The sequence below is a fragment of the Caballeronia sp. HLA56 genome, from assembly GCF_054655155.1.
Genome location: NZ_BAAHOB010000005.1, coordinates 1,984,553 through 1,999,025 on the forward strand (window position 1 = coordinate 1,984,553; position 14,473 = coordinate 1,999,025).

At 63.0% G+C, this 14,473-nt stretch carries 15 protein-coding genes; 12 read left to right on the forward strand and 3 right to left on the reverse strand.

From position 1 onward, the window contains the following. The first annotated feature begins 4 nt into the window (after nucleotides 1-4). Together ACYQ47_RS28850 and ACYQ47_RS28855 are read left to right on the forward strand one after the other, a co-directional pair. The gene (locus ACYQ47_RS28850) at nucleotides 5-859 is read left to right on the forward strand and encodes an SDR family oxidoreductase (RefSeq protein ID WP_459908104.1); all 855 of its coding nucleotides are present in this window, start codon (nucleotides 5-7) and stop codon (nucleotides 857-859) included. Between the two features lie 19 nt (nucleotides 860-878). Then, entirely contained in the window at nucleotides 879-1,832 is a 954-nt protein-coding gene (locus tag ACYQ47_RS28855; protein WP_459908106.1) for an alpha/beta hydrolase, read from the forward strand. 101 nt (nucleotides 1,833-1,933) lie between these two features. On the opposite strand, the gene ACYQ47_RS28860 is transcribed toward ACYQ47_RS28855, so the two are convergent. Further along, nucleotides 1,934-2,752: an NRDE family protein gene (locus tag ACYQ47_RS28860; RefSeq protein WP_310395819.1), complete on the reverse strand. Its 819-nt coding sequence runs from the start codon at nucleotides 2,750-2,752 to the stop codon at nucleotides 1,934-1,936. Between the two features lie 5 nt (nucleotides 2,753-2,757). Then, a complete protein-coding gene (gene ygfZ / locus ACYQ47_RS28865; protein WP_459908109.1) occupies nucleotides 2,758-3,768 on the reverse strand; it encodes a CAF17-like 4Fe-4S cluster assembly/insertion protein YgfZ in 1,011 nt (336 codons plus the stop codon). A gap of 103 nt (nucleotides 3,769-3,871) precedes the next feature. Here ygfZ and mltG point away from each other — a divergent pair, with 103 nt between their 5' ends. From mltG to ACYQ47_RS28915, 10 genes are all read left to right on the forward strand, one after another. Then, a complete protein-coding gene (gene mltG / locus ACYQ47_RS28870; RefSeq protein WP_244827899.1) occupies nucleotides 3,872-4,882 on the forward strand; it encodes an endolytic transglycosylase MltG in 1,011 nt (336 codons plus the stop codon). Then, on the forward strand, nucleotides 4,883-5,503 hold the full coding sequence (tmk, locus tag ACYQ47_RS28875; RefSeq protein ID WP_244827898.1) for a dTMP kinase: 621 nt from the start codon (nucleotides 4,883-4,885) through the stop codon (nucleotides 5,501-5,503). It begins immediately after the preceding gene. A gap of 37 nt (nucleotides 5,504-5,540) precedes the next feature. Beyond that, nucleotides 5,541-6,599, forward strand: a complete 1,059-nt coding sequence (locus ACYQ47_RS28880; RefSeq protein WP_459908112.1) for a DNA polymerase III subunit delta' — start codon at nucleotides 5,541-5,543, stop codon at nucleotides 6,597-6,599. A gap of 19 nt (nucleotides 6,600-6,618) precedes the next feature. Further along, a complete protein-coding gene (locus ACYQ47_RS28885; protein WP_244827896.1) occupies nucleotides 6,619-7,131 on the forward strand; it encodes a GNAT family N-acetyltransferase in 513 nt (170 codons plus the stop codon). A 3-nt stretch (nucleotides 7,132-7,134) separates the two neighbouring features. Next, on the forward strand, nucleotides 7,135-7,929 hold the full coding sequence (locus tag ACYQ47_RS28890; protein ID WP_250464860.1) for a TatD family hydrolase: 795 nt from the start codon (nucleotides 7,135-7,137) through the stop codon (nucleotides 7,927-7,929). 51 nt (nucleotides 7,930-7,980) lie between these two features. Beyond that, complete coding sequence (locus ACYQ47_RS28895; RefSeq protein ID WP_370652110.1) at nucleotides 7,981-8,733, forward strand: ankyrin repeat domain-containing protein; 753 nt, start codon at nucleotides 7,981-7,983, stop codon at nucleotides 8,731-8,733. A 76-nt stretch (nucleotides 8,734-8,809) separates the two neighbouring features. Further along, a complete protein-coding gene (locus tag ACYQ47_RS28900; protein ID WP_244827894.1) occupies nucleotides 8,810-9,166 on the forward strand; it encodes a Rap1a/Tai family immunity protein in 357 nt (118 codons plus the stop codon). Nucleotides 9,167-9,378: 212 nt separating this feature from the next. Further along, nucleotides 9,379-10,611 carry a mechanosensitive ion channel family protein gene (locus ACYQ47_RS28905; RefSeq protein ID WP_250509015.1) on the forward strand — a complete coding sequence of 411 codons (1,233 nt, stop codon included), beginning with the start codon at nucleotides 9,379-9,381 and terminating at the stop codon, nucleotides 10,609-10,611. A gap of 70 nt (nucleotides 10,612-10,681) precedes the next feature. Then, nucleotides 10,682-12,097 (forward strand): alpha,alpha-trehalose-phosphate synthase (UDP-forming), encoded by a 1,416-nt coding sequence (otsA, locus tag ACYQ47_RS28910; RefSeq protein ID WP_244827892.1) that lies wholly within the window; start codon nucleotides 10,682-10,684, stop codon nucleotides 12,095-12,097. A gap of 309 nt (nucleotides 12,098-12,406) precedes the next feature. After that, complete coding sequence (locus tag ACYQ47_RS28915) at nucleotides 12,407-13,474, forward strand: glycosyltransferase family 4 protein (RefSeq protein WP_244827891.1); 1,068 nt, start codon at nucleotides 12,407-12,409, stop codon at nucleotides 13,472-13,474. 125 nt (nucleotides 13,475-13,599) lie between these two features. Here ACYQ47_RS28915 and ACYQ47_RS28920 read toward each other — a convergent pair whose 3' ends face one another. Continuing rightward, entirely contained in the window at nucleotides 13,600-14,190 is a 591-nt protein-coding gene (locus ACYQ47_RS28920) for a BPSL1445 family SYLF domain-containing lipoprotein (protein WP_244827890.1), read from the reverse strand. Nucleotides 14,191-14,473 lie beyond the last annotated feature (283 nt).

A 14,473-nucleotide genomic window follows, 5' to 3' on the forward strand; every position in this document is an offset into this window, starting at 1 on the left:
CCGCTTGGACCGCTTCGAAGGAAAAGTCGCCGTGATCACTGGCGCGGCGAGCGGCTTCGGCCGCGAGTTTGCGCTAAAGGGCGCGGCGCTCGGCATGAAGCTCGTACTCGCCGATATCGACGCCACCGCGCTCGATGCAACCGTGACATCGCTGCGCGAACGAGGCGCCGAGGTGCGCGGCGTGCGAACGGACGTCTCGAATCCCGCGGACGTCGATGCACTCGCTCGCGCCACGCTCGATGCCTTCGGCGGCGCGCATCTGCTCTTCAACAACGCGGGCGTGGGCGCCGGCGGCTTCATCTGGGAGAGCAGCGCGAACGACTGGCAATGGGTCTTCGGCGTCAACGTGATGGGCGTTGCCAACGGCATTCGCGCGTTCACGCCGATCATGCTGGCCCAGAACGAACCGGCGCATATCGTCAACACGGCTTCGGTCGCGGGGCTGCTCGCCGCGCCCGCAATGGGCGTCTATAACGCGTCGAAGCATGCGGTCGTGGCCATGACCGAGACGCTTTATCACGATCTGCGGCTCGCGCGCGCGTCGGTCGGCGTGTCCTTGTTGTGTCCGGCGTTCGTGCCGACCGGTATCGCCGATTCCGAACGCGCGCGGCCCGGCGCGCTCGTCAACGACGAAGAGATGACGGCGTCGCAGAAGCTCGCGGCGCGGCAACTGGCAAAGGCGGTGGAGCACGGCAAGCTATCGGCGCAGGATGTCGCCGAACTGACCTTCGACGCCATCCGCGCGAATCGTTTTTATGTGGTCACGCATCCGAACATCATGCCTTCGGTGCAGCTGCGGCTGGACGACATCGCGCAGCTGCGCGACCCGAGCGATCCCATGTCGCTCAAGTCGCGTTGACCTCGGCATCGGCATGACAATGCAGCTCAATCCCCAGGTCGCGCAAGTCTTGCAGATGATCGCACGCGCGAGGCGCGCGCCTTATCACACGCTCACGCCGCAAGAGGCGCGCGCCGCCTATGCGATGAGCGCGCCCATTCTCGATGTCGCGCCGTTGCCCATGGCGCGTGTCGAAGATCTTCCCGTTCCTATGCGCGATGGCGGGTCCATTCGTGTGCGTGCGTATTATCCGATCGAGCCGAATTGGGCGGAGCCGCTTGGCGCGCTCATGTATCTGCATGGCGGCGGCTTCACGGTGGGAAGCATCGAGACGCACGACGCGCTGTGCCGCAAGTTCGCGCATGACGCGGGCTGCGCGGTGGTATCGGTCGATTACCGGCTTGCGCCCGAACACAAGTTTCCGGTCGCCGTGAACGATGCCTTCGACGCCTTGCAATGGCTCGCGCGCGAGGCGTCCACGTTGGGGATCGATCCGGCTCGCATCGCGATTGGTGGAGACAGCGCGGGCGGCACGCTCGCGACGGTGTGTTCGGTGCTGGCGCGCGATGCAGGCATCGCCTTGCAAATGCAGATGCTGATTTATCCGGGGACGAGCGCGTTGCAGCGAAGCGAATCGCATGCGCGGCTTGCCGAAGGGTACTTGCTGAGCGCAGAGACGATTCAATGGTTCTTCGAGCAGTACGTGCGCGATGAACGCGACCGGGACGACTGGCGTTTTGCGCCGCTGGATGCGGCGGGCGGGCAGCCGGATTATCGTGGCGTGGCGCCGGTGTGGATCGCGGCTGCGGATCATGATCCGCTTTACGATGAAGATGTCGCTTACGCGGAGAAACTTTCAGCGCAGGGCGTATCGGTGGAACTCATGCGGTATGAAGGGATGATTCACGAGTTCTTCAAGATGGGCGGGTTTGTTCGCGACGTGGCGCGGGCGCATGCGGATGCGGTGGCTGCGTTGAGGAAGGCGTTGGGGTGAGGGCTTGATTAGATTCTGAAAAGTACATGGCGAATTTATCGCCATTGCGATTACTGCGATAGTGCTCTTACTGTTGAAACGTGGGTCGCGGCGATCATGCGTCACGCCACCTCAAACCTGAACGCCCGCACAAAATCCCCCGGCCGCACGACCTTGTGCGAACCGTCATCGTCACTGCGTTCCTTGACATGCAGCTCAATACCATGCGTCAGCGGCAACACTTGCAACGCCGTCGTCCCGCGCGTGCCGTATCCATCGCTCTCGATAAACGCCGCCGACAACACGCGTTCACGCTCGATGGAAAGGCCAGTGGATGGCAAGACGTGATCGTCGGCGATACGCGGGTCACGCAAGGTTTCGATCAGCTCGTCGAGCGATGGCCGCTCATCGGCGTGAATCAAATCGCGTAAAGCATCGCGCTGGGCGACGAGCTTCGGCCACGGCGTATTCAGCAAGCTATTCGATAACCCATGCACGCCCGCCTCGAGCAAAACCGGCTCGGCATCGGCGCGATTGCCGTACCAGCCGAGCTCACGTCGTGTGAAATCCCCGCACAGTAAATTGAAGCCGTTGTACCGATGACCTTCCAGGGCAACGCGCTTCAGATACGTCAAAGGCTCGACGCGCTCGCCCGTCAAAAATTCGCTGACCAACGCGCCACGCGTGGGCGCATCCGGCCGAATCTCGCTCGGCGCGCGATAGTTCGTCAGCGCGGCAAAGCGCCCGTCCCGCGTTACGCCAAGCCACGTGCCGCCGCCCGTCAAATCCCGGCCCGCGAGCACGCCGGGCGCGTCGCTCCACCAATGCATCGGGTCGGTCTCGCGGCGGAAGAACTCGTCGCGATTCGCCGCCAGTGTAAGCAGCGCGCGGCCGTTGGCGGGCGCGGTCTGGGGTTGCCAGTCGAAGACGATCAGGCACATGGCGTTCAGGCGTCGGCAGGAAAGGCGTAGGGCAGCGGCACGAATTCGAGCGCGGGGCCATCGGCGGCGCCGACGTGCACCGAACCGTTATCCAGCGACGCCAGCTTGATCTCCACAAGACAATCCACGCCGCCGCCCTCGGCCGGCGCCACGTTGACCACCATGCCGCAAGGCTGACCGGGATCGGCCGAATGGAACAGCTCGGCGCCCGGCGTGGCCGATTCGCCGTGCGCGAGCGCCGTGCGTCGTTTGATCGTGCCGCGATATTGGCTGCGCGCGACGATCTCCTGTCCCGGATAGCAACCCTTCTTGAAGTTCACCGCGCCCAGCACGTCGAAGTTGACCATCTGCGGGACGAACTGCTCGGTCGTTGCCTGCGTGATGCGCGGCTCGCCCGCGTGGATGTCGAGCCAGTCCCACAGCGCCGGTCCCGCGCGCCGCAACTTCTCGCCGAGCTCAGGCAGTCGTGCTTCGATATCGGCCCTCGGGCCGACCCACAGGAAACGCGCCCGATGCGCCGCATCCGGCACACGAATCAGCGCGCCATGCGGACCTTCCACCTTGACATGCACGCCGTCGGGCAACGCATCGAAGATGCCGGAGAGCGCCGCGCGCACATCGCCCGCAAAGCCGACTGCCGCGAGTTCCGGCGTCGCGTCACTCAGTTTCGCCTTTGCGCGCAGCACGAACATGGACAGACGCTTTTGCACGGGCGCCTGGACATCGTGCGAGATCAAGAGACGCACGGTATCGGCTGAACGCCACATGAGAAACGAACCCAGCAGGCGTCCCTTCGGCGAGCAATAGCCCGCGAGGCGCGCCGTGGATGCGTCGAGATGCTGGACGTCGTTGGTGACCTGGTTGTGCAGGAACGAAGCGGCATCCTCGCCCTTGATGTCGATCACGCCGAACTGCGTGAGCGGCACGAAAACGCCCGCTGTCTTCACGGCTTCGAAGTCGTCGGCGGGAATGGCGCTTGGAGCGGAACCGGGGGAAAGCTGGGTTTGGGAATTCATGGCGTCAAGTGCGGTCAATCCTGTCAGTCGGTCCGGCCGGTCAAACTGACCGGGGCGCAGGCGGGCAAGTTATTATATTGGTCTTATTCCTAGTGTGTCTGGCATGTCCCTTTTCAAGAAATGCGTCGTGGCGGTGGTGATCGTCGCGGTGCTCGCGGCGGCGCTCGCAGGTGGCGTTTATTACTGGGCCAATCGGCCGATGAACCTCACGCCCGCCGAACTCGACGTCACCATCAAGCCTCACAGCAGCTTGCGCAGCGTCAGCGCCCAGTTGATTCGCGGCGGCGTGCCGGTCGAATCCGAGCTTTTCGTGTTGATGACGCGCGTGCTCGGGCTTTCGTCGCAGCTCAAATCCGGCAATTACGCGTTCAAAAGCGGCGTGACACCGTATGAAGTGCTGCAAAAGATCGCGCGCGGCGACGTCAACGAGTACGTGGCCACCGTCATCGAGGGCTGGACGTTGCAAAAAATGCGCGCCGAACTCGACGCCAACTCCGCGCTCGCGCACGACACCGCCGGCATGTCCGACACAGACCTCTTGCGTGCAATCGGCGCGCCCGAGGTGGACAAGGCATCGGCGGAAGGACTGTTTTTCCCGGATACCTATCTTTTCGACAAAGGTACGAGCGACCTCACGGTCTACAAGCGCGCGTACCGAATCATGCAGCAGCGGCTCACCGAAGCCTGGAACACGCGCTCGCCGAATTTGCCTTACAAGACGCCTTACGAAGCGCTCGTCATGGCGTCGATCGTCGAGAAGGAGACGGGGCGCGCAACCGACCGGCCGCTGGTGGCGGCGGTGTTCGCCAACCGGCTGCGGATCGGCATGCCGCTACAGACCGACCCGACCGTTATCTACGGCCTCGGTCCGGCTTACGGCGGGCATCTGAAGAAAAAGGATCTGCAGACCGACACTCCGTACAATACCTACACGCGCATGGGTTTGCCGCCCACGCCGATCGCGCTGCCCGGCGTGGCCGCGCTCACCGCGACGCTCAATCCCGCCGCGAGCAATGCGCTCTATTTCGTGTCGCGCGGCGACGGCAGCAGCATCTTTTCCGACAACCTGGGCGACCACAACAAGGCCGTCGACAAATACATCCGGGGTCAGTGAATGGCGCGGGGCAAGTTCATTACATTCGAGGGTATCGACGGAGCGGGCAAGACCACGCATCTGGAGTGGTTTCGCGAGCGGCTCGCCGAAAAACTCGCCGCGCACGCGCGCTCGGTCGTGATGACGCGCGAGCCGGGCGGCACACCGCTCGGCGAAACGTTGCGCGGCATTCTGCTGAATCAGCCAATGGACCTCGAAACCGAGGCGCTCCTCATGTTCGCCGCGCGCCGCGAGCATCTCGCGCAGGTCATCGAACCGGCGCTCGCGCATGGCGACTGGGTGCTGTCGGACCGTTTTTCGGATGCCACCTTTGCTTATCAGGGCGGTGGACGCGGTCTGCCGCGCGACAAGCTGGAAGCCCTGGAACGCTGGGTGCAGGGCGGTTTTCAGCCGGACCTTACCGTTCTGTTCGACATTCCGACGGAGACCGCGAGCGAGCGCCGTTCGGCCGCGCGCGCGCCGGACAAGTTCGAGAGCGAATCGGAGGCATTTTTTAAGCGCACGCGCGCCGAATATCTGCGGCGCGCGGCCGAATCGCCGCAGCGGTTTTTCATCGTCGATTCGAGCCGGCCCATCGACGATATCCGCACGCAGCTCGAAGATGTCATCGCGAGCCTTTGATCCACGCTCAAGCAACGCCTAACCCACTGAACCGCCGATGATTTATCCCTGGCAAGCCAACGACTGGCAGCGTCTCCAGCAGCTACGCGCGAACTGGCCGCACGCGCTTTTGCTGCATGGCGAAGCGGGCATCGGCAAGCTGCAATTCGCGCAGCATCTGGCGAAGGGGCTGCTGTGCGAAACGCATCTGCCGAGCGGCGAGCCGTGCGGCACGTGTTCCGCTTGCCTGTGGTTCTCGCAGGGCAATCATCCCGACTACCGCGCGGTGTTGCCCGAGGCGCTTGCAGGGCTTGCGGCGGCAGGCGCGGATTCTTCCGTGGATACATCCGCCGAGAAAGCCGAGAAAGCCGAGAAAGCCGATGGCGACGAAGGCAAGAAGAGCCGCGCGCCGAGCAAGGAAATCAAGATCGAACAGGTACGCGCGCTGCTCGACTTCTGCAGTCTCGGATCGCATCGCGGCGGCTTGCGTGTCGTGCTGCTTTATCCCGCCGAAGCGCTCAATGTCGCGGCGGCCAACGCGCTCTTGAAAACGCTGGAAGAACCGCCTTCGGGCGTCGTGTTCCTGCTGGTGTCGGCGCGTATCGACCGCTTGTTGCCAACCATCATCAGCCGCTGCCGACAGTGGCCGATGAGCGTGCCGCCCTTCGACGAAGCGCGCGCGTGGCTTGCGTCACGAGGTATCGACGATGCCGCCGGGCTTCTCGCGCAAGCGGGCGGCGCGCCGCTCAACGCGCTTGCGCTCGCGAGCGACGAGAACCGCGCGCTGCGCGATTTCACGTTGGCGCAACTTGCGGCCGGCCCGAACTGCGACGCCTTCGCGTGCGGCGAAAACCTGCAGAAACTGCCGGTGCCGCTGGTGCTCGGTTGGCTGCAACGCTGGCTTTACGACGTGCTCGCCGAGCGCACGGCAGGCCGTCCGCGCTATTTTCCGGGCGCGGCCAAGGCGCTCGCGCGATGCGCCGCCAGCGCCGACCCGGCCGCGCTTTCGCGCTACATGAAAACCGTCACGCGGCAACGCGCCGTGGAGAATCATCCGTTGAACGCGCGTCTCGTGTTCGAGGAACTCTTCATGGGCTATCGCGGCATCTTCGCCTGAACCTGAACGCAATCACGCCATGAGTCTTCAATATCGAGACGCCACGCTGGACGATCTGCCCGCCATCGTCGCCATCTACAATTCGACGGTCGCCTCGCGCCTTGTCACGGCCGACCTCGATCCGGTCCCAGTCGAAAGCCGCCTTGCCTGGTTTCACGCGCACGGACCGGACAAGCGTCCGCTGTGGGTCGTGGAAGAGGGCGGCGAAGTCATCGCGTGGCTGAGTTTCTCCGATTTTTACGGCCGTCCGGCCTACGCGCGCACGGTCGAAGTGAGCATTTATCTCGACGAACGCGCGCGCGGCAAGGGGCTCGGCAAGCAGTTGTTGCACGAGGCGCTGGAGCGCGCGCCGACGCTTGATGTGGATACCGTGCTCGGCTTCGTCTTCGGACATAACGAGCCGAGCATGAAGCTCTTCGGCAGCTTCGGTTTCGAGTCGTGGGGCACGCTGCCGCGCGTCGCGGTTCTGGACGGCGTCGAGCGCGATCTCGTCATTCTCGGCTTGCGGCTTGGCGCGAGAGCAAAGGAGTAGCGGATGTTCGTCGATTCCCACTGTCACATCAATTTCGAAGGCCTCGCCGACCGGCTGCCCGAAGTGCTCGACAAGATGCGCGAGCAGAAGGTCACGCACGCGCTTTGCGTGTCGGTGGATCTGGAGACGCTGCCATCGGTGCTCGATATCGCCGAGCGGCACGAGCACATCTTCGCATCGGTTGGCGTGCATCCGGACCACGAAGACGCAACGGAACCGAGCGTCGCGCAACTAGTGGAACTAGCGCGGCATCCCAAAGTCTGCGCAATCGGCGAGACCGGGCTCGACTATTACCGGCTGGAAGGCCGCAGCATCGCCGACATGGAATGGCAGCGCGAGCGCTTTCGCAACCACATTCGCGCGGCGCACGAGACCGGCAAGCCGCTCATCATCCATACGCGTTCGTCGGCGGAAGACACACTGCGTATCATGGAAGAAGAACGCGCGAGCGTGCCGGGCGGCGTGATGCATTGCTTCACCGAGACGTGGGAAGTGGCGCAAGCCGCGCTCGCGCAGAACTTTCATATTTCGCTTTCGGGCATCGTCACGTTCAAGAAGGCCGAGGACGTGCACGACGTGGCGCGGCGCGTGCCGCTCGAACGTCTGCTGATCGAAACCGACTCGCCATATCTCGCGCCGGTGCCGTATCGCGGCAAGCCGAATGAACCAGCTTACGTGAGCTATGTCGGACGTCACATCGCGCAGTTGCGCGAAGAGACGGACGAAGCAGTCGCGAAAGCCACCACCGACAACTTCTTCCGGCTGTTCAAGATCCCGCCGCGCGCGCAGGCCGTCTGACCGGCACGCTCGGCGAGAACCACTGTTTCAAGGGTAATCCAAAGGTTCACTATGAATAAATCCCCGATGTTTTCCTCGCGTGAAGCGGGACAAAGCAAGCGCACGAGCACACGTTCGAGCACGCGGCAAATGTTGGTCGGCGTGCTGCTCGCCGCGTGCGCGTTCGCGCAACCCGCGTTGGCCGAGTCCGTGGACGCGCTCATCAAGGACGTCAAGTTCGACGACATCTCCTCGGTCAAGAAGGCGCTTTCGCAGGGCGCGGACCCGAATACCGTCGACAACACGGGCGCACCGCTCATCGTGATCGCCGCGCGCGAGAAGTCGGACAAGGTAGGCCAGGCGCTTGCCGACAATCCCAAGACCGATCTGGAGAAGCAGGACCCGGCCGGTGAAAACGCGATGATGCTCGCCGCGCTCAACGGCGACGCGACTTTCGTGAATCTCCTGATCGCCAAGGATGCCGAAGTGAACAAGAAGGGCTGGTCGCCGCTGCACTACGCGGCAACCAACGGTCATGACGATATCGTGAAGATTCTGCTCGACCATTCGGCCTATATCGATGCCGGCGCGCCGAACGGCACGACGCCGCTCATGATGGCCGCGCGCGGCGGGCATCTGTCCACCTGCAAGCTTTTGCTCGACGAAGGCGCGGACTTGCGCGTGAAGAACCAGCTTGGCATGACGGCTGTGGACTTCGCGAAGAAGTACAACGAGAAGGACGTCGCGGAAGGCCTGCAGGCACGCCTCGACGCCATGCCGGCGGCCTCGACGGGCGCCGCAAGCAGCACAAACAGTGCAAAATAACGTAACCACGGGGAGCGGGCGGCCAGGCGCGGCCGCCGCGCCCCTTCGAGCCGCCGCTCCACATAAAAGGAAGACCATGCTGCGGAAATTCGTCTTCGCCTGTGTTCTCGCCACGCCCGTCAGCGCGTTCGCATTCACTGGCAGCGATTTGAATCAACTTTGCACCAAGACCGACCCGAACTCCCGTACTGCCTGCGCGGCCTATATCGAAGGCGCCGCGGACGGCGTGTATAACACCATCGAGGCAATTGGCGGAACCTCCGGCCCGCAAGTCGGCCAATACTTTTGCCTGCCCGCCGAAGTCAAGCCGCAACAACTGACCGATGCAGTGCGCAAGTACATCGCGGACAATCCCGACAAGTCCGGCTTCAATGCGACGACCATGGTGTCGCTCGGACTTGGCAAGGCGTTTCCCTGCAAGGCGGAACGTTGATCGCAAGGCTTCGAGGCGGGCAGCGAATTTGCTTGATGCTCGACGCCGCCCGCCGCTGCACTTGAAGACATAGAAGCCGACCTGGACGCCGACTAAAGACGCACCCCGGCAGCACGAACCGCGCACGATGCGTCCGACATGGCGCATAGTGGCGAGGCTCGTGCACGCGGCCGCCGTATCCACCTTCCTGCGAGGCTGATCCCGCGACGCTCATGCTTTCTTTCGACCGCTTTCTCGATCTGGCCGAGCGTCCGCTCGGCACCTGGCCCGGCGCGCTGTGCGCCGCCGCCATCGCACTGATCGTCGCCATCGGGGTGCATCGGATCGGTGCGCGCGTCTTGACGCGCGTCGCGCGGCCGTATCCGCTGATGAGCACGGTGTTGCGCTACATCGACGCGCCCGCGCTCGTCCTCGTCATCATGCTCGCGTTCGGCTTCGTGATTTTCGAGGCGCCGGACACGCTGCCGCTCATCGGCGTATTGCGCGATATCGAAACCGTCGCATTGATCGGTGCGCTCACGTTCCTCGCCGCGCGTTCGGCGAGCGCGGTGGGCGAGGCGATCGTGCAGGCGCATCCGCTCGATACCGACGACAATCTCAACGCGCGCCGCATCCACACGCAGGCGCGCGTGCTGGCGCGCTCGGTCATGGTGGTAATCGTGATCATTGGTTTTGGCGGGGCGCTCATGGCGTTTCCGAGCGTGCGGCAGATCGGCGCGAGCTTGCTGGCTTCCGCCGGCGTGGCGGGTTTGGTCGCGGGTATCGCCGCACGGCCCGTGCTCGGCAATCTGATCGCCGGCTTGCAGATCGCGCTGTCCCAACCCATTCGTCTCGATGACGTCGTCGTGATTCAGGGCGAGTGGGGCCGCGTCGAAGAGATCACGGGTACCTATGTGTCGATCCGCATCTGGGACCAGCGGCGGCTGATCGTGCCGTTGCAATGGTTCATCGAGAATCCGTTCACCAACTGGACGCGCAATAGCTCGCAGATCATCGGCACGGTGTTTCTTTTCGTCGATTACCGCATGCCGATCGCGCCGCTGCGCGCGGAACTCGAACGCATTCTGGCGAGCGCGCCGGAGTGGGACGGACGCGTGCAAGTGCTGCAAGTCACCGATGCCACCGAGCACGCCATGCAATTGCGCGCGCTCGTCAGTTCCTTCGACTCCGCGCTCAATTGGGATTTGCGCTGCCGGGTGCGCGAAGGCTTGCTGAATTTCGTGCAGGCGGCGTATCCGCAGTATCTGCCACGCGCACGGGCCGATCTCTCCACCGACAGCAAGCACGTAGACTTCGCGCCGCCGCTGGAACGCGCCAACACGGCATCGCCCACCACCGCGAATACCGCGGCGGACCCGGTCGCGAGCCGGGGCGAGCGCACGGGTCCCGATCCGCGCGCGAACTCGGCGGCATCGACCGCGCCGGTGGATGCGCTGAAGCGATAGAAGCGATAGAAATCTCAAGCGAAGCACCGCAACCGAATCATCGTAGTCAGCAAACGAAAAAGGAATACTCATGAGCCGTCTCGTCGTCGTATCCAACCGGGTCGCTACCCCGACCGAAACCAAGGGCTCTGCGGGCGGCCTCGCCGTCGGCGTGTTCGGCGCGCTGAAAGACAGCGGCGGCGTGTGGTTCGGCTGGAGCGGGGACGTGGTGAGCGAGACCGTCGCGAACCAGGGGCCGACGCTACAGCAGGACGGCGCGGTGACGTTCGCCACCGTCGGCCTGCCGAAGAAGGACTACGACCAGTACTACCGCGGCTTTTCCAACGCCATGCTGTGGCCGGTTTTCCACTATCGCAACGATCTCGCCGTCTACGATCGTGACGAATACGCGGGGTATCGGCGCGTGAATTCGTGGCTCGCGCACAAACTCATCAAGCTGCTCGAACCGGAAGACGTGATCTGGGTGCACGACTATCACCTGATTCCGTTCGCCGAGGCGTTGCGCAGCGCGGGCGTGACGAATCGCATCGGCTTCTTTTTGCATATCCCGTTTCCGTCGCCGCAAATTCTCTTGAACATTCCGCCTCACGAGGAGCTCGTCAAGTCGCTGTGCTGTTATGACGTCGTGGGCTTTCAGACCGAGGGCGATCAGACCGCGTTCCACGATTACATCGTGCGGCACGCGCACGGCACGGCGACGCCCGACGGACATGTCGAAGCGTTCGGTCGCAAGCTCACGACGGGCGTCTACCGCATCGGCGTGTTTCCGGACGAGATCGCCGAACAGGCCGAGCGCGGCGAAGCGCGTCAGGATGTCATGGACCTCAAGCAGAGTCTGGAAGGGCGCAAGCTCATCATGAGCGTCGATCGGCTCGATTATTCGAAAGGGCTCGTCGAGCGCTTTCGCGCGTTTGAGCATTTTCTGGAGAAGTCGCCGGAATGGCGCGGCAATGTCACGCTCGTGCAGATTGCGCCGCCTACGCGTTCGGACGTGGAGACGTATCAACAGATCCGCCAGAATCTGGAATACGAAGCAGGACGCATCAACGGGCGCTATTCCGGTCTCGATTACACACCTATCCGGTATCTGAATCAGCGTTACGACCGGTGGAAGCTGATGTCGCTGTTCCGCGAATCGCAAGTCGGGCTCGTCACGCCCTTGCGCGACGGCATGAATCTCGTCGCCAAGGAATATATCGCCGCGCAGAATCCCGACGATCCGGGCGTGCTCGTGCTGTCGCAATTCGCCGGCGCGGCCGCGGAAATGACAGGCGCGGTGATGGTGAATCCGCATGACATCGTCGGCACCAGCGACGCCATCTCGCGCGCACTCGCCATGCCGCTCGCGGAACGCCGCCAGCGCTACGAAACCAACATGACTTCGCTGCGCAAATACGATCTGGGCGTGTGGCGGGACAATTTCCTTGCCGATCTTCGTGGCAAACCGCGCAAGAAGCCCGCGCCGGCCATGAAAAAGAACCCGTAACCGCCATCCGAAACGATTGTTTCGGACCTGTAACAGAGCGATGAAAGTGAAATAGGCGGCGGTGCTAACGCATGAGCCATCGATAATGACATCACGTGCCAAACCAGCGCGCAAAACGAGCGCGCCGTCGCCTAGGGCAAACCTCGTTATCCAGACCTTACGGCCTACTGTCATACTCGACACACGTTCAGGCGACTTGCCCGAACGTTTAGGGAACTTGGCGCGACCTTTTCGCATGACGCGAGAACGAGCATTGCAGCGCTGACGCCGGCCGGCACGAAGTTCACGGCCGACAGGGAGACGAGAACGATGAGAATTGCCCAGATTGCCCCGTTGACGGAATCGGTGCCGCCCAAGTTGTACGGCGGAACGGAGCGCGTCGTCTCGTATCTGACCGAGGCGCTCGTCGAGCTCGGTCACGAAGTCACGCTTTTCGCCACTGGCGACTCGCAAACCAAGGCGAATCTCGAAGCCGTCTGGCCGCGCGCGTTGCGTCTGGACCCGGCCATTCGCGACCGCATCGCGCCGCACATGCTGCTGCTGGAAATGGTGCGCCGCCGCGCGGAAGATTTCGATGTCCTGCATTTCCACATGGACTACTACTCGTTCTCGCTGTTCAAGCGCCAGGACACGCCGTTTCTCACGACCATGCATGGCCGGCTCGATCTGCCTGAGCAGCAGCCGGTTTTCGATACTTTCAACACCGCGCCGGTGGTGTCCATCTCCGATGCGCAGCGTCATCCGCTGCCGCAGGCGAAGTGGGTGACGACGGTTTATCACGCGTTGCCGGAAAAGCTCTACGAACCGCAACCGGTCAAGCAGGAATATCTGGCATTTCTCGGGCGCATTTCGCCGGAAAAACGCGTGGATACGGCCATTCGCATTGCCGGGCGTTGTGGCTTGAAGATCAAGATCGCCGCCAAGGTGGACGCGGCGGACCACGAATACTTCGAACGTGAGATCGCGCCGCTTTTCAAGTTGCCGTACGTGGAATATATCGGCGAGATCAACGACAGTCAGAAGGCCGAGTTTTTATCGGGCGCACATGCCTTGCTTTTTCCGATCGACTGGCCGGAGCCATTCGGTCTGGCGATGATCGAGTCGATGGCGTGCGGCACGCCCGTCATCGCGTTCAATCGTGGCGCGGTGCCGGAAGTGGTGGACGAGGGCGTCTCGGGGTTCATCGTCGAAGACGAGATCGGCGCGGTAGCCGCCGTGAATCGGCTGCATACGCTGTCGCGCGAAGGCGTGCGCAAGCGCTTCGAGGAGCGCTTCACCGCGCACCGGATGGCGCGGCAGTATATCGATGCGTATCAGTCCGTCGTGCGCGCGCAGAAGCGCTCGCGCTTCAAGCTGATCGATCGCGCGACGACTTAAGTCCGCAACGCGAAAGCACAAAAAAACCGCCGTGTGTCGCGACCGTCAAGTCGCGACACACGGCGGTCATGCTTTGTCGACGCCAAAAGCAGCAAAACGCGCGGCCAGGCCGCGCGAGCACGCTGTTACATCTTCAGACGCGTCACCTTCGTGCCTGCCAGCGATACGTCGGCCATCAAGCCGGCGTTGGTCAGCACGAACGCCTCGACCGGGCTGGTGGCCGTGTTCGTATCCACCGCGCCGTTTGCGCCCATCTTCACGAGTGCCACGGATGCATCCGCACCGGCAGACCAGCCGTCCGAATTGCGGAATTTGTCGAGCGCGTCTTGCGTCATGAACAGGAAGATCAGCGACTTCGACTGCGCGCCTGCCTGCAGGCCGAATGAGCCGGAGGTCGTGCTGTAGTAGCCGACCGTGCCGCCGCCCACGCGCAGTGAACCCTTGCCATATTGCGCGCCGACGATGAAGCCAGCCTGAATGACGGACGGAAACACCAGAATGCCGCGCGACTTGGCGACCAGTTCGCGCGAACCGGCGACGGTCGAATAGAGGCGCTGGATTGCGCTGTCGACGTCCGCGTCGATGGAGCGGCGGTCGTCAGCGGTGCCTGCGGCCTTTTCCTGACCCGTGTTGGAATTGGTCGTACATCCCGCCAGCGTGAGGCCGCCAAGTGCCAGCACAGCCGTCGACTTGAGCATGAAGTTTCGTCTTTGCATCGTTGTTCTCCATCGTGGAATTTGGGAAACCCCATTAGATCGGGAGGGTGAGGTTCGCCAAGTTATAGCACAGCACCGTGCAACCACCAGACCCCGCCGGATGACCCGAAAAATTGCTTCGAACCAACCCGCGCGCAGTGCCGCCGCTCCCTTCGGTAACTTTGACTTAGAAAGCTTACTCCCAATCTGTCACTGATATCGTTGTTGCGTAGCTACACGACTAAAACCTTCGTCATGCGATACAGCGCAACGCTCACCCGGAAACCGCTCGATTGGAAAGACC